This is a genomic window from Sporichthyaceae bacterium (assembly GCA_036269075.1).
Taxonomy (GTDB): domain Bacteria; phylum Actinomycetota; class Actinomycetes; order Sporichthyales; family Sporichthyaceae; genus DASQPJ01.
Genome location: DATASX010000095.1, coordinates 1 through 15,744 on the forward strand (window position 1 = coordinate 1; position 15,744 = coordinate 15,744).

Below are 15,744 nucleotides of genomic sequence, written 5' to 3' on the forward strand. Positions count from 1 at the left end.
GAAGATCGAACCCAGCACCTCGGCAGCCAGGTGGTTACCCGAGATGCCCTTGGGCGGGTAGTAACCCTGCTGCGCGGCCTCGACCATGAACTTCGCCATCGTGGCCGGGTTGATCACGTAGTGGATGATGTGCTCCGGGGCGGCCGCTCGCATCGCCAGCACGTAGGCCGACATCGAGGTCTCCGAGATCGAGACGTCAGCGCGCTTCACCAGCTTCGAACCCGAGGCGTCCATGACCTGGGACACCGCGTTGCAGGCCAGCTGCATCTCCGGGCTGGTCAGGCACACCAGGCCGTAGGTCTTCGGCTTGATGACGTTGGCCGCCCAGTGGGCACCCGACATGGCCTCGTGGATCATCGACATGTGGGTGGGGAACATGAACGGGTCCTGCCACTCGGTCTGGGAGTAGGCCCAGGCGCCGAAGTAGGGCAGGTGGTACTGCTTGAGGTCGTCATGGATCGAGGCGGTCGCCCAGTCCACACCGGTGATCAGACCGAAGACCTGGTCCTGGCCGACCAGCTTCTTGATGCAGGCCTTGGCACGCGCGACCTCACCGGGGCCGTCGTCGCAGTCGGTCATCGACATGCGACGGCCCAGGATGCCACCGCGGTCGTTGATGGCCTGCATCGCCGCGAGGTCACCGTGGACCTGCGGGGTCACCAGGACGTTGCCCAGCGCCATGCCGTGCATGTTGATCGTGCCGAGCTTGATGGTGTCCTTGGTGACACCGATGTCGGTGGCGCCCTGCTTGGAGTCGTAGACCTTCTGGTTCGCGGCCTTGTCGCCGGCGGAGTCGGTCGACTTGACGTCGTTGCCACCACTGTTCGCGGTGTCGGCGGCGGTCGCAGCGGGAGCAGCGGCGTTCGCCTTGGTGACGGCCTTGGTGGCCTTGGTGGCCGACTTCGCGGCCGGGGCGGCCTTGACCGCGGCCGGGGCGGCAGCGGTGGTGGTGGAGGCGGCAGCCGGAGCAGCAGCCGGGGCCGCGGCAGCCGGGGCGGCGGCGGCCGGAGCAGCAGCGGCCGGGGCCGCGGCAGCGGGGGCGGCGGCGTCGGCGGCCGGAGCAGCCGGGGCCTGGGCCACCGAGTTCGAGTTTCCGCTGCTGCCACAAGCAGCGAGCACTAGAGCGACGGACGCGACGACCGGGACGGCCTTCACGACACGGGAGTTAATTCTCAAGGTAAGCGTCTCCTTCGAGTCCAGCGTCGGATCGAATTGGACACAGGTCGGCAACCACGCCGAGGAGTTCGCGTGGCTCCCGAATCCCCTCGGCGATCTGACTCCCGGGGGCACATGCGCTGATGCACCCGAGGGCTAGAACGAGGCTCCGAGAAGCGGGACGTTGCGCCCTGCGGACAGTGGCTTCGGGTCGACGCTCGACGACTACTGCTGCGCTGCCACGCCTGCCGTCTCACTTCGCCGTCCGACCGTCGACCGACCCCAGGTCAGCCGCCATCCGGAGGGGTGTTCTTGTCCGACGAGGAACGAGTTGAACCGCGACGCTGGTGACGGCTCGCACGTTCATCGGCGGATCACAATATGTCGGCGAAAGATGAGAAGAGTATGAGATTCGGGCGATTTCTGAGAAATTGCCCTCAGACCTGAGGAGCTGTCTGCGTGGATGTCTGAGGCGTCACACAGCCACGCAGGCCCGCGGCGGGGCCGCCGGCCGACTAGCCTCGGATCCGTGACGGAGGAACCCCGCCAGCCACTCCAGCGTTTCGAGGTGGAGATGTCGCCGGAGGTCGAGGTCGGGCTCCACGCCGACTTCGCCAACCTCTGGCACACGCAGGACACGATCGTGTTGGACTTCGCGGTGCTGCGGCAGCCTCCGTATCTGCAGATCGACGAGAGCGGCACCGAGGTGGCAGTCGCGCCGGCTCGGATCGTCGCCCGGGTCCGCCTGCCACCGCGGCAGATGTGGGAGCTCATGCGGGCCCTGGAGAAGGAACTGACCGCGTGGGAGAACGCGACGGGCGAGCGTATGCCGCCGCCCACCGCATGACGGTCGCGGCATGACCACGGCGACCAAGGCCGAGCCGCAGGGCTGGCGCCGGGCGGCCATCGACATTTCGCCGCTGCGTCACGTCGCGTTCCGGCGGCTGTGGGCCGGCAACGCGATCGCGTTCGTGGGCTTCCAGATCACCGCGGTGGCCGTTGCCGTCCAGGTCTACGACGTGACCGGCTCGTCGTTCTGGGTCGGCATGCTCGGCGCGGCCGGCCTGGTGCCGCTGATCGTCTTCGGGCTGTGGGGCGGAGCGGTGGCCGACGCCATCGACCGCCGCCGGCTCTTGCTGTTCGGGTCACTGCTGCTCTGGACCAGCACCGGGGGGCTGTTCGCGCAGGCGGCGACCGGGCTGGACAACCTCGGGGTGCTGCTGGCTCTGGTCGCACTGCAGTCGGCCGGATTCGCGGTGGCCTCGTCCACCCGTGGGGCGATCGTGCCGCGGTTGCTGCCCGAGGAGATGGTGGCCGCCGCGAACACCCTGAGCTTCACCACCTCGAACGTGGCGACGTTGGGCGGTCCGCTGCTGGCAGGCATTCTCATCGCCGACTCCTCGGTGACAGCCGCGTACGCCGCCGACGCCTTACTGTTCACCGCCGCGCTCTACGCGGCGATCCGATTGCCGAAGCTGCCGCCGGGCGAGATCCGCGAGGCCCCGGGGCTGCGCTCGGTGATCGACGGGTTAGCGTTCATCGCGACCCGTCCGGTGCTGCTGATGTCGTTCCTGGTCGACATCGCGGCGATGGTGATCGCGATGCCCCGCGCGCTGTTCCCGGCCCGGGCCCAGACACTGGGCGGTGGTTCGGCCGTCGGGTGGCTGTTCGCCTCACTGGCGATCGGCGCGGTCGTCGTCGGAGCGACCTCGGGCTGGATCGGCCGGGTGCGCCGGCAGGGCGGGGCGCTGGTGGTGGCGATCGTCGTCTGGGGCCTGGCGGTGGCCGCGTCCGGGCTGGCCGACCGGCTCTGGCTGACCGTGGCGCTGCTGGCCGTCGGAGGCGCGGCGGACCTCGTCTCGGCGGTGTACCGGCAGACGATGCTGCAGACCTACGCGCCGGATGAGATGCGCGGCCGGATGCAGGGGGTGTTCATCGTGGTGGTGGCCGGCGGGCCGCGGCTGGGCGACGTCCGGGCCGGCGCCACCGCGGACTGGTTCGGCACTCAGGCCGCCTGGGTCGGCGGCGGGCTGGTCTGCTCGGTGGTGGTGCTCGCGGCCCTGGCGGTGCCCGCGTTCCGGAACTACGACGCCGCAGCGAGTCGCCCCGACTGACGCTCACCCCCCGGAGTCAGCTTGTGTCGGGTTTCGGGATGCGTCAGGTCAGGAGCAGGTGCACCTGGAGCTCACCGATCAGGAAGCCCAGCACTGCGCCGACGGTGATCAGCTTCCACTCGTCCTGCTTGAAGGCCGGGCGCAGCAGTGCCTCGTACTCGTCGTCGGTCATCGCGCTCATCTTGGTCACGATGGTGCCGCGGACGTTGAGCTGCTCCATCGCGTAGTCGCCGACCGAGTCGAGATCGGCGCGCATCCGCTCGAGCGCCGAGGCCGCGATGTGCGCCCGCATCTCCTGGTAGCGCCGCCCGCCGACGGCCAGCACGAGCAGCGGCTTGGCCGGCCCCACCTGCGAGCTGAGCGCGCTGTCGACCTCGCGAGCGATCAGGGCCAGCAGCCGGTCGGACTGCGGGCCGGCCAGCATCGCGCCGATCAGGTTGGTCGGGGTGAGGATCTCGGCGGCCAGCAGTTCGGCATAGTCCGCGATCACCTGGCTGCGCCGCCGGTGGAACATGCCCTGCCAGGCCAGCGGCCCGAGGATACGACGCGGGCGGATCGGCCGGAAGATCAACTGCAGCGCCACCCAGTCCGTGCAGAACCCGACCAGGCCACCGAAAACCGGAACCACCCACGTGCTGTGCGTCAGCGCCCAGACCCCGGCCTGCACCGCGCCGAGCACAAGTCCGAACGGCGCCCCCACCCGAACGATGAACGCGAACTCGTTCTTTCCCATCCGTCGCATCAGCGAGACGAGCAGAGCCTTGTCGCGGGTCAACGCGTCGACCGCGACCGCACGCAGGTCGATCACCGACTCCGGGTCGCGCTTGAGGTCCTCGACCAAGCGCTCGATCATCTTCGGCGCCTGCCGCTGGACCGACCAGATCACCGCCCGCTTGCCGACCTCCGGCATCGGCTCCCAGAGCGCCGGTGAATGGGTCGACATCAGGTCGCGAACCATCTCGTCGATCGTGCGCCGCATCGGGTCCTGAAGTTGCGCGGCCAGTTCGCGACCATCGATCCGCTCGAACAATTCCGTGGTGGTCAGCAGGCGGGACAGCATGAGGTCGACGGCGACGTTGGCCATCCGTGGGGCGAACCGCGGGATCACGCCCTGCCAGCCGAGGAACGGCCGGATGCCGCGGAACTCCAGGGGCCGGAACATCATCTCGACGGCCACCAGCTTGGTGACGTACCCGATCACCGCGGCCACCAACGGCATGGACAGATAGATCGCCCACGACGGCAGGTGGCCGAACACGGTGCCTCCAGTGCTACTGAACCCTCAACAGTACGGTCGGTGCATGATCGGCGATCGACGGTCCGGCAATGACTCGGAAAGGTTGCGGTCCACCCGCTCCTTCTTCGCCGAGCGGGCCGCCGGTTGGGACACCAAGTTCGGCGACGACATCCCCGTTTACGAGGCCGCCGTGACGCGGGCCGGGTACCGGCCGGGGTGTGTGGTGGCCGACCTCGGCTGCGGTACCGGGCGCGCACTGCCGGCATTGCGGACCGCGGTCGGGCCGGACGGGATCGTGCTCGGCGTCGAGGTCACCTCGGAGATGCTTGCGGTGACGCGCAGCACCGGGCGGGCCACGGTGGCCCACCCGTTGCTCGCTGACGCCTTGCACCTGCCGATCCGCGACGCCGCCCTCGGCGGGCTGTTCGCCGCCGGACTGCTGAACCATCTGCCCGACCCCGAGGCCGCCCTGGTCGAACTGGCCCGGGTCACCGGTGCTCAGGGCCGCCTGGTGCTGTTCCACCCGATCGCCCGCCGGGCACTGGCCGCCCGTCACGGACGCGAGATCCGCGACGACGAGGCGTTGTCGGCCGGGCCGCTGCGGGCCTCGCTGACCCGCACCGGTTGGGAGCTACTCGAGTACGAAGACGGGAACGACCACTTCTTCGTCCTCGCCGTTCGCCGGGCGGGGTGAACCGAGAACCGGGGCCCGACCGATGGAGCCGTCCGCGACCAGGGTGACGTCGAGCCAGGCGGCGGCGTCGGTCCCGATAGTCACCTCGGTGACGTACGGGGCGAAGCCCGCGGCCTGCACGACCAGCGAGATCGGGCCGTCCGGCAGTCCGCCGAGCGTGAACCGCCCACCGGACCGGGTACCGGTGCGGGCCAGCAGCACGCCCTCGGGGTCCAACGCGGTCAGCACGGCTGTCTGCGCGTCGGCCTCGCCGATCGGCTGCACCCGGCCGAACAGTCTGGGCGGCAGGGCGTCCAGGACGATCTCGAACGAGTGCCCGCCGAGGACCTGACGCACCGCCGGCTCGAAGCCGACCGCGCTGACCACAAGCGTCTGGGGGCGCGTCCCCACCTCGGGGACGACGACGAACTCGCCCGCCTCGCCGGCCGCGGCCACCCCGATCTGATTGCCCGTCAGGTCCAGCAGAGTGGCCACAGCCGCGGGCACCGCCCAACCGTCGCGTTCGACGACCCGCCCGACGACCGTCTCGGCCGGCACCGGCACCAGCGTCGGTGCGGCCGGGGCCGCGACCGCTCGCTCGGTGGCCGCGGCCGGTGCCTCCGCGGGCTTCGAGCCGCGCAGCGGCACCTGCTTGACGAACAGCCCGGTCACGACGCCGAGGGCGCAGATCACCGCCGCCCAGCCGAAAACACCGCGCACGCCGTGGGTGATCGCGTTCTGAAAGGCGACCAGCACGTCGTGCGGCATCCGGCGCACGACGTCCGGCGACAGCACCGCCGTGCCACCCAGCGGACTGCTCCCACCGAGTTGATGCTGCATCGACTCGGTGATCCGGCCGGCGAACAGCGAACCCAGCATGCTCACGCCGATCGAACCGCCCATGCTGCGCAGGAACGTCGCGGCGGCCGTGGCGGCGCCGATGTCCTTGAGCTGCACGCTGTTCTGCGCGACCAGCATCGTGGTCTGGAACAACATTCCCATGCCCAGCCCGGTCACGAACATGAAGGCACCGGTGACGGTCCGGGTGGTGTCGGTGTGCATCGTGGCCAACAGCGCCAGACCAACGGTCATCAGCGCGGTGCCGAGCACCGGGAACGTGCGGTAGTGCCCGGTCCGGGTGGAAACCTGACCCGCCGTCAGACTGCTGATCACGACGCCGACCATCATCGGTAGCAGCAGCAGACCGGAGTTCGTGGCCGATGCGCCCTGGACGTACTGCTGGTACTGCGGCAGGAACGTCATGCCGCCGAACATCCCGAAGCCGACGATGAAGCTGATCACCCCGGCCAAGGTGAAGTTGAGGTTGCGGAACACACCCAGCGGCATTATCGGCTGGGCCACGCGGGTCTCGACCCGCAGGAACAACACGAAGGCGACGAGGGTCAGCGCCAACAGCCCGATGATCGTCGTGGAGCCCCAGGCGTACTGCGTGCCGCCCCAGCTGGTGATCAGGGTCAGCGCGCTGATCCAGACGGTGAGCAGCGCGGCGCCCACCCAGTCGATGCGGACGTCCACCGCGGTCGGCTTCGGGAGGTGCATCGTCGCCGCGATCACGACCAGCGCGACACCGCCGATCGGGACGTTGACGTAGAAGGCCCAGCGCCAGCTGGCGTTGTCGGTGATCCACCCGCCGACCAGCGGGCCGGCGATCATCGAGACCGGCATGATCGCCATGAAGTAGCCCATGTAGCGGCCACGTTCGCGCGGCGGGATCAGCACACCGAGCACCGCCATGACCCCGACCAACAGACCGCCGGCGCCGATGCCTTGCAGGGCCCGGAACCCGATCAGCTGGTTCATGGACTGGGCCGCACCGCTCAGCGCCGAGCCGACCAGGAAGATCACGATCGACGTCATGAACATGGCCTTGCGGCTGAACATGTCGCCGAGCTTTCCCCACAGCGGGGTCGCGACAGTGGTGCCGAGGATGTACGCCGTGGTCACCCAGGCCAGGTGCTGCAGCCCACCGAGATCACCGACGATCGTCGGCAGCGCGGGCGCGACGATCATGTTGTCGAGCATCGCCAGGAGCATCGAGATCATCAGGCCAGACATCACCAGGAGGATTTCCCGATGGGTCCGCTGCTCGTACCCGTGCTCGTCAACCACCCGGACCCGAGTCGAATCCGACCCGACCGCCGCCGGTGACTGCCCTGCCGCCATGCTGATTCCTTCCCGACGTGCGCACAACTGTGGCCCCCCTGGCACAACCTGTGCGACAGGACTAAGCTAACTGACCGGTCGGTAAGTTTCAACGCGATGTCGGCCACTCGACTGGCGCACAACCATTTCGAGACGTTCGGAGGATCCGCATGACCGCCAGTACGGCGCGCGGGCCGCTCGGGGACCGGGCGGTAGGGCGATGAGCACGGCGCCTCAACCGACGACGGGTACGCGCGAACGCGCCCTCGCGGTCGCGCTCGACCTGTTCAGCCGGGAGGGCTACGACGCGGTCTCGATGCGCGAGGTCGCCGAGGCGCTCGGTGTGAGCAAGGCAGCGCTGTACCACCACTTCATCAGCAAGGAGGAGATCGCCCGCGAGTTGATCGGTGGCTACCTCACCGCCGTCGACGAGCTGGTGGCCTGGGCCCAGGCGACCTCCCCGGAGCTGCCCGAACTGCTGGCCCGCTGGTCCGACCTGGCCCGCACGCAGGGCCTGATGATCGGCCGGTTCATCCACGCCAACCAGCGCCTGGTCCGGCACCTCGGTCTGCACGGCAACGAGGGCAAGCGGTCGATCGACCTGGTGGCCGACACCGTCGTCGACCAGTCGAGCCCGCCGGAGCTACGCATGCAGGTGCGGATGGCACTGATCTGCCTGCACACCGCGGCAATCTCCGCCGAGGGGCTGGGCATGCCCGAGGACGAGGTGTTCGCCATCGCCCGCGAGGTCGCGGCCTCGATCGTGCGCAACGCGGGCGGCTGAGCCCCGCCGCGACCACAAGGGCCGACAACGTAGGGTCAGGAGGCGGGCTTCAGCACGTAGCCGGCGCCGCGCAGGGTGTGGATCATCGGCGGGCGGCCGGCGTCGATCTTCTTGCGCAGGTAGCAGATGTAGATCTCGACGACGTTGGCCTGGCCGCCGAAGTCGTAGCGCCACACCCGGTCCAGGATCTGGGCCTTGGACAGCACGCGCTTCGGATTGCGCATCAGGTAGCGCAGCAGCTCGAACTCGGTGGCGGTCAACGCGATCGTCTCGCCGCCGCGACGAACCTCGTGGCTGTCCTCGTCGAGGACCAGGTCGCCGACGACCAACCGGTTGCCCTCCTGGGCGGCCGGGCCGAGGGTGCGCCGGACCAGGCTGCGCAGCCGGGCGACGACCTCCTCGAGGCTGAACGGCTTGGTCACGTAGTCGTCGCCACCGGCGGTCAGGCCGGCCACGCGGTCGGCCACGGCGTCCTTGGCGGTCAGGAACAAGGTCGGGATATCGCCGATCTCGGCGCGCATGCGGCGCAGGACCGCGATGCCGTCGAGGTCGGGAAGCATGATGTCGAGCACCACCGCGTCCGGCCGGAACTCCCGGGCGATCCGCAGGGCGTCCGCACCGTTGCCGGCCGTGCGGATCTCCCAGCCCTCGTACCGCAGGGCGAGCATCAACAACTCGGACAGGCTCGGCTCGTCGTCGACGACCAGCACCCGGGCGGCCGAACCATCGGCTCGCCGCGGACCAGGGGTGGTCGAGGTACCGCGGGCGGGCGCCGGAACGGACGCCTCGGCCTGCGTCATGAGCGGTTCGGAAGACGAGTTCAACATCGACATGCCCACAGCATCAGCCGATGCGCTGTTCCGGCTCTGTGCCGTCGTTGTGAGAGTCCTGTGGGGTCTTCACGCTTTTGAGACGTGCACTCGCAGCCAACACTTGACCACTATGCGTGATCGAATACTCACAATTTGTCGCAACTTGAGTACGGTACCGTACACCTGGCGTGAGGAACGGCGTAGCGTGCTTGCCGAGGCACCGACGCCCCTGGGAAGTCACGCGTCCGACGCGACCGACCGGGCACCGGAACGGAAGAGGTACCGCCATGTCCAACCCGACGTCGAACGGCACCGCTGCCCCCACCGTCGAGGCGGACGCGACCGCTGGGCGCGCGGCCGAGACGGCCATGCTGGTCATCGCGGTCCGCAGCTCCTCCGGCGAGGCCATCACCGGCGCCTCGGTCTGCGTCATCGAGCCGAACGGCAACCAGGTGGCGGCCGCCCGCAGCGGGACCGGTCGCGAGGTTCGCGTCGCCGTGCCGCTGGGTCGACTGCTGATCGCGGTCACCGCACCGGACCACGCCCCGAAGGCGGCCGTGCTCGAGGTCCCGCCGGCCGGCGTCGAGCTCAACGTCACCCTGTACCCCGACTCGGAACTTCGCGGAACGGTCCGCAACAACGGCACCCCGGTGGGCAATGCCCTGGTGACTCTGCTCGACGAGGGCGCGGTCGTGGTCGCCCACGGCCGCACGGACTCCGCCGGCCTGTTCCGGCTCACCGCCCCCGCCGAGGGCACGTTCACGCTGATCGCCGTCGGGCCGGGAACGGCCCCCGGGGTCCGGACCGTGCGCCGCCCGCAGGACCCGGCGGTCTGCGACCTGGCACTGGGCTCGGTGGCCCGGGTGCACGGCGTCGTCCGCACACCGTCCGGTCAGCCGGTGGCCGCGGCCCCGGTCCGCCTGCTCGGCGCCGACGGCATCGCCCTGCACGAGCAACTCACCGCCGAGGACGGCAGTTTCGAGTTCGGCGGTCTGGTCGACGGGCACTACAGCGTTTCCACCGAGGGCCTCCCGGCGGTCTCGCAGATGCTCACCGTGCCCAACCCGAGCGAGGCCGACCGCGGCGAACTCGTCGCCGACATCACCCTTTCCCCGGGGTCCTGAACCCGTCGATTTCTCCTTACGGGGCAGCCGTTCCGTCGCGATCGGGCCAGTCCGTTACGTGGCACACATCGCATTGGCCTGCCCGAATACCCGGCGTAGTGTTGGCAACCTCTGCTGACCTGGCAAGTGCAAATGTGTGTTGGCTCACACGTTGTCGACTGCGGCCTCAGCGGAACTGTCCCCACTTAATCGGAAGACGGCACGGCGGCACCGCCGCGCCGCAAGGAGGACCCCCTCGTGACAACTGTCGCTATCAGCTCCCAGGCCGGAATCATCGACTGGAGCGGTCCTTACAAGCTCTCCATCGGCGGCAAACTGGTGGATGGAACCAGCACCTTCGACGTGGTCAACCCGGCCACCGATGAGGTCATCGCCCAGGCTCCCGCCGCCTCGGCCCAGCAGATGGACGAGGCTGTCGCCGCCGCCCGCGCCGCGTTCCCCGCCTGGTCCGCCCTGTCGTGGGAGGAGCGCTCGGCCTACGTCCAGCGGTACGCCGACGCCCTCGAGGCGCAGAGTGCCGACCTGGCCCGCCTGCTGACCACCGAGCAGGGCAAGCCGCTCAAGGCCCCGCCCGGCCGCGTCGGCGCCGAGGCCGAGACCGGTGCCGCGGTGTACTGGGTCCGTGAGGTCGGCCTGCGCAAGCTCCCGGTCGAGGTCATGGAGGACACCGACGAGCACTGGGTCGAGGTTCACCACACCCCGCTGGGTGTCGTCGGCGCGATCCTGCCCTGGAATTTCCCGGTCCTGCTCGGCCTGTGGAAGGTCGCGCCCTGCCTGATCACCGGCAACACGATGGTGCTCAAGCCGGCCCCGACCACCCCGCTGACCTCACTGCGCTTCGGTGAGATCGCCCAGGAGATCTTCCCGCCCGGCGTGCTCAACATCGTCTCGGGCCCCAACGAGCTCGGCCAGCAGCTGACCGAGCACCCGAACGTCGACAAGATCTCCTTCACCGGCTCCACCGCCACCGGCAAGAAGATCATGGCGTCGAGCTCCGGCACGCTCAAGCGCGTCACCCTGGAGCTCGGTGGCAACGACCCGGCGATCGTGCTGCCGGGCGCCGAGGTCACCGACGAGCTCGTCAACACCCTGTTCGAGGCCTCGTTCGGCAACTCGGGCCAGTGGTGCATCGCAGTCAAGCGTCTCTACGTGCACGACTCGATCTACGACGCCTTCCGCGACAAGTTCGTCGCGATCGCTGCGTCGAAGAAGGTCGGAAACGGTCTGGAGGAGGGCGTCGACTTCGGCCCGATCCAGAACAAGATGCAGTACGGCAAGCTGATCGACATGTTCGCCGACGTCGAGAAGAACGGTTACGAAGTCCCGGTCGGCGGCAAGATCGACGAGTCGCTCCCGGGCAACTTCGTCCCGCTGACCGTCGTCGACAACCCCCCGCACGACTCCCGCATCGTGCAGGAGGAGCCGTTCGGCCCGATCCTCCCGCTGATCAAGTACTCCGACGTGGACGAGGCCGTGGCCAAGGCCAACGACACCCGCTTCGGACTCGGTGGCTCGGTGTGGGGCCCGCAGCCGCTGGCGAACGAGGTTGCCCTGCGCATCGAGACCGGCACCGTGTGGGTCAACGAGATCCACGTCCACGGCATCGACCTGCCGTTCGGTGGTCACAAGGAGTCGGGCGTGGGTGTGGAGAACGGGGCCGAGGGTCTGGCCGAGTTCACCAACACCAAGACCCTGATGTTCAAGAAGTGACGCATAACTGAGGCGATCGTCAGTGGCCCCGGACTCATTGCTTCCGGGGCCACTGACGTTTCCGGGGCGACTGACGTTTCCGGGACGACTGACGTTGATGGGTGGGCGTCAGCCGCCGGGGGTCAGCCCGGCCGGCCAACTGCCGATCGTGGTCGGGCGACCGGTCGCCTCGTCGTCCGGGTCGACCTTCGCGGCCAACCGCGACGCCGACCGGGCCAGGCCGATCACGCCGGACACGATCAGCACGCCGGCGCAGCACAGCCCGACGACGACGCCCGCGGAGATCGGGATCTTCTCCCGGAAGGCGTAGACGCCGATCACCGCGCTGGCCAACGGGTTGGTGATTGCCATCCCGGCCACGGTCGTCGAGAGATGGCCGGCGGCCAACGCATCCTGCCCGATCACCAGACCCAGGACCGTCGAGATCGCAAGCAGGTAAGCCGGCCACTCCCCGACCGTGCCGAGGCCGCTGCGCAGCAGAGAGTCCAGGGTCAGCTTCATCAGGGCGGCGCTGACCGCGAAGCACAGCCCTGCCGCGATTGCCTCGAGCACCGCCCGAGACGCCCGGTGCAACCGCGCCGGAATCGTCACCAACGCGATGGCGAGGCCGAGTGCGGTCACCACCGCACCGAGCACCCGAGTCCGATCGGCCGGGCCCGGCGGGTTGGCCGTGCCCCACTTCGCGATGAACAACGTGACACCGGCGAAGATCGCCGCACTGGACAGGTACGTCGCGCCAGACGGACGACTGTGGGTGGTCAGCACAGCGATGGGGACCGTGAACAGCAACTGGGTGACCATGACCGGCTGGACGAGCGCCACCGACCCGGTGTGCAGCGCGACCGCCTGGATCCCGAATCCGACCCCGTTCACCACCCACCCGGCCAACCAAACCGGGTGACGCAAAAGATGGCTCAGCGCCGCGGTGATCGGCAGCCAACGGTGCACCCGGCGGACCGGGACGTGCGGCGGAACGGTGACCGGCAACGAGGCTCGCCCGACCTGCTGCTGCAGGCTGGCGCCAACGGCGAACAGGCACGCGGCAACAAAGGCCAGAGAGACGGGGAGCATTGCTCACCCCTCTCCGGACCGGGCGCTACGCGAGGTCAGCGGCCTGTCCAGCCGCGACGCCTCCACCCCAGAGTATCGGCGCCCCCGGAGCGGGCGAGGATCGCTGAGACTCCGGTCACAATGGCGACCGGACACCCGCCCGCTGCGGTGCGACGACGTCTCACCCCGGCGGCTGCATCAACGAGAAGCCGCCACCGGCCGGGTGGTCGACCGTCGCGATGCGTCCCACGCCGGGGATGTCCTCCGGGCCGAACAGCACCACCCCGCCCTGGCTGACCACCGCGTCGATCTTGGCCTGGATGTCGTCGACCATGAAGTAGACCGCCCAGTGGTCGGGCGCCTCCGCGGGCATGTTGGGGGGGCGCGACATGAGCCCGGCCAAGCCGCCGGACTCGGAGCCCTGCACCACCCAGTACATGCCGTGACCCATGTCCATGCCGTCGTAGGTCCAGCCGAACACGTCGGCGTAGAACTGCTTGGCGCGATCCACGTCGGCGGTGATCAGTTCGTTCCAGGAGTAGGTGTCGGCCTCGTTCACCAGCCCGGCGCCGATGTGCTCGATCGGCTGCCAGATCCGGAAGAACGCGCCGTTGGGGTCCATCGCCACGGCCATCGACCCGGATTCGAACACCTGCATCGCGGGCATGATGACTGTGCCGCCCGCCTTCTCGATCAGGGCGCAGGTGTGCGCCGCGTCGGCCACCGAGATGTAGGAGGACCAGAACGGCGGCAGCTTCTCCGCCCCCGGCGGCGGGCCGGACAGTCCGGCGACGGATTGACCGCCCTTGCTGAGCATCGTGTAGACGTGGTTGCCCGCCTCGTCGGTCACCGTGTCGGCCGTCCAGCCGAACAGCTTGCTGACGAAGGCGGTGGATCCGGGGACGTCCGGGGTTCCGAGATCCACCCAGGACGGCGTGCCCGGCGCATAGCTCGACCGCTGCGGCATGAACTTCCTCCTCATGGAGTGACGGGCTTTCCTCGACCCTAAGACCGGCCACCGACAGAAATCTCATCGCCGGCAATCGCTCTTAGGATGAACGTGCAACGGCGAGAGGACGAACATGTCAGAGCTGCGATCGCGCACCACGACCCACGGGCGCAACATGGCCGGTGCCCGGGCCCTGTGGCGGGCCACCGGGATGACCGATGGCGACTTCGACAAGCCCATCGTCGCGGTGGCCAACAGCTTCACCCAGTTCGTGCCCGGCCACGTCCACCTGCGCAACATGGGCGCGCTGGTGTGCGACGCGATCGCCGCCGCCGGCGGGGTGGGCCGCGAGTTCAACACGATCGCGGTCGACGACGGCATCGCGATGGGCCACGGCGGGATGCTCTACAGCCTGCCCAGCCGCGAGCTGATCGCCGACTCCGTCGAGTACATGGTTCAGGCGCACGTCGCGGACGCGCTGGTGTGCATCTCCAACTGCGACAAGATCACCCCGGGGATGCTCATCGCCGCGATGCGGCTGAACATCCCGACCGTGTTCGTCTCCGGCGGGGCGATGGAGGCCGGCAAGGCCGTCGTGCGGGACGGCGTCGCCCGGCCGAAACTCGACCTGATCTCGGCCATGACTGCTTCCGCGGACGATTCCGTGTCCGACGAGGACCTCTCCGACATCGAGCGCTCCGCGTGCCCGACATGTGGTTCCTGCTCCGGCATGTTCACCGCCAACTCGATGAACTGCTTGACCGAGGCACTCGGCCTTTCGCTGCCCGGCAACGGTTCGACGCTGGCCACCTCGGCAGCCCGGCGCGGACTGTTCGTCGAGGCCGGCCGGTTGGTCGTCGAGCTGGCGAACCGCTTCTACGGCGCCGACGACGAGTCGGTGCTGCCCCGTTCCATCGCAACCCGGGAGGCGTTCTCCAACGCCATGCGCCTGGACATCGCGATGGGTGGGTCGACCAACACGATCCTGCATCTGCTCGCCGCCGCGATCGAGGGCGAGGTCGACTTCGATCTCGCGGACATCGACGAGCTCTCCCGGCACACCCCGTGCATCTGCAAGGTGGCCCCGTCCACGCCGCTGTACCACATGGAGGACGTGCACCGGGCCGGTGGAATCCCCCGCATCCTGGCCGAGCTGGACCGCGGTGGGCTGCTCGAGCGCGGCGTGCACACCGTGCACTCCCCCGATCTGGACTCGTGGTTGGCACGCTGGGACATCGGCCGCGCGGACGCTCGGGCGGAGGCGCTGGAGCTCTTCGCCGCGGCGCCCGGTGGCGTGCGCACGGTGGATCCGTTCAGCTCGACGGTTACCTGGGCGAGTCTGGACACCGACGCCGAGCACGGGTGTGTGCGCGACATCGAGAATGCCTACAGTCAGGACGGCGGCCTGGCCGTGCTGTACGGCAACCTGGCTCCTGACGGCTGCGTGGTGAAGACGGCCGGCGTGGTGCTGGAGCAGCTGTACTTCAAGGGTCCGGCGAAGGTGACGGAAAGTCAGGACGACGCGGTTACCGCGATCCTGGCGGGCACGATCGTGGCCGGTGACGTCGTCGTGGTGCGTTACGAAGGCCCAAAGGGCGGGCCGGGGATGCAGGAGATGCTTTACCCGACCAGTTTCCTCAAGGGCCGCGGCCTGGGCGCCAAATGCGCGCTGGTCACCGACGGCCGGTTCTCCGGGGGGACCTCGGGGCTCTCGATCGGACACGTCTCCCCGGAGGCCGCCCGCGGCGGGGCGATCGGGCTGGTCGAGGACGGCGACCTGATCGAGATCGACATCGCCACCCGGTCGATCCAGCTCCTGGTCGACGACGCGGTGCTCGCCGAGCGCCGAGCCGAGCGTGAGGAGCTGGGCTGGGCCCCACTCAAGCGCGAGCGTCCGGTGTCCGCGGCGCTGCGCGCCTACGCGGCGTTGGCGTTGTCGGCCGACAAGGGCGCCGCCCGCCACGTGCCTTAGG

General features: G+C 69.2%; 13 protein-coding genes. 7 read left to right on the forward strand and 6 right to left on the reverse strand.

Annotated features, from left to right (window positions below; translation table 11 throughout):
* Nucleotides 1-1,176 (reverse strand): ABC transporter substrate-binding protein (locus VHU88_17580; GenBank protein HEX3613504.1); only part of this gene is annotated, 1,176 nt, incomplete at its 3' end.
* Between the two features lie 508 nt (nt 1,177-1,684).
* Between VHU88_17580 and VHU88_17585 the strand changes: the two genes are divergently transcribed.
* Together VHU88_17585 and VHU88_17590 are read left to right on the forward strand one after the other, a co-directional pair.
* Nucleotides 1,685-2,002, forward strand: coding sequence for a DUF3467 domain-containing protein (locus VHU88_17585; GenBank protein ID HEX3613505.1), 318 nt, complete (start codon nt 1,685-1,687; stop codon nt 2,000-2,002).
* Between the two features lie 10 nt (nt 2,003-2,012).
* Nucleotides 2,013-3,269 (forward strand): MFS transporter, encoded by a 1,257-nt coding sequence (locus VHU88_17590; protein ID HEX3613506.1) that lies wholly within the window; start codon nt 2,013-2,015, stop codon nt 3,267-3,269.
* Between the two features lie 43 nt (nt 3,270-3,312).
* On the opposite strand, the gene VHU88_17595 is transcribed toward VHU88_17590, so the two are convergent.
* The gene (locus tag VHU88_17595; protein HEX3613507.1) at nt 3,313-4,527 is read right to left on the reverse strand and encodes a DUF445 domain-containing protein; all 1,215 of its coding nucleotides are present in this window, start codon (nt 4,525-4,527) and stop codon (nt 3,313-3,315) included.
* A gap of 43 nt (nt 4,528-4,570) precedes the next feature.
* Here VHU88_17595 and VHU88_17600 point away from each other — a divergent pair, with 43 nt between their 5' ends.
* The gene (locus tag VHU88_17600) at nt 4,571-5,200 is read left to right on the forward strand and encodes a methyltransferase domain-containing protein (protein ID HEX3613508.1); all 630 of its coding nucleotides are present in this window, start codon (nt 4,571-4,573) and stop codon (nt 5,198-5,200) included.
* Here VHU88_17600 and VHU88_17605 read toward each other — a convergent pair.
* A complete protein-coding gene (locus VHU88_17605) occupies nt 5,138-7,363 on the reverse strand; it encodes an MFS transporter (protein HEX3613509.1) in 2,226 nt (741 codons plus the stop codon). The genes VHU88_17600 and VHU88_17605 overlap by 63 nt on opposite strands.
* A gap of 199 nt (nt 7,364-7,562) precedes the next feature.
* Between VHU88_17605 and VHU88_17610 the strand changes: the two genes are divergently transcribed.
* A complete protein-coding gene (locus tag VHU88_17610; GenBank protein HEX3613510.1) occupies nt 7,563-8,126 on the forward strand; it encodes a helix-turn-helix domain-containing protein in 564 nt (187 codons plus the stop codon).
* Nucleotides 8,127-8,161: 35 nt separating this feature from the next.
* Here the strand turns inward: VHU88_17610 and VHU88_17615 are convergent, their stop codons facing one another.
* Complete coding sequence (locus tag VHU88_17615; GenBank protein ID HEX3613511.1) at nt 8,162-8,959, reverse strand: response regulator transcription factor; 798 nt, start codon at nt 8,957-8,959, stop codon at nt 8,162-8,164.
* 266 nt (nt 8,960-9,225) lie between these two features.
* Here VHU88_17615 and VHU88_17620 point away from each other — a divergent pair, with 266 nt between their 5' ends.
* Both VHU88_17620 and VHU88_17625 read left to right on the forward strand, forming a co-directional pair.
* The gene (locus tag VHU88_17620; protein HEX3613512.1) at nt 9,226-10,062 is read left to right on the forward strand and encodes a carboxypeptidase-like regulatory domain-containing protein; all 837 of its coding nucleotides are present in this window, start codon (nt 9,226-9,228) and stop codon (nt 10,060-10,062) included.
* A 237-nt stretch (nt 10,063-10,299) separates the two neighbouring features.
* On the forward strand, nt 10,300-11,772 hold the full coding sequence (locus VHU88_17625; protein HEX3613513.1) for an aldehyde dehydrogenase family protein: 1,473 nt from the start codon (nt 10,300-10,302) through the stop codon (nt 11,770-11,772).
* 108 nt (nt 11,773-11,880) lie between these two features.
* Here VHU88_17625 and VHU88_17630 read toward each other — a convergent pair whose 3' ends face one another.
* The gene (locus VHU88_17630; GenBank protein HEX3613514.1) at nt 11,881-12,843 is read right to left on the reverse strand and encodes a DMT family transporter; all 963 of its coding nucleotides are present in this window, start codon (nt 12,841-12,843) and stop codon (nt 11,881-11,883) included.
* Nucleotides 12,844-13,003: 160 nt separating this feature from the next.
* The gene (locus tag VHU88_17635) at nt 13,004-13,789 is read right to left on the reverse strand and encodes a VOC family protein (GenBank protein ID HEX3613515.1); all 786 of its coding nucleotides are present in this window, start codon (nt 13,787-13,789) and stop codon (nt 13,004-13,006) included.
* A gap of 115 nt (nt 13,790-13,904) precedes the next feature.
* Between VHU88_17635 and ilvD the strand changes: the two genes are divergently transcribed.
* Nucleotides 13,905-15,743, forward strand: a complete 1,839-nt coding sequence (gene ilvD, locus VHU88_17640; protein HEX3613516.1) for a dihydroxy-acid dehydratase — start codon at nt 13,905-13,907, stop codon at nt 15,741-15,743.
* The last annotated feature ends 1 nt before the right edge of the window (nt 15,744 follow it).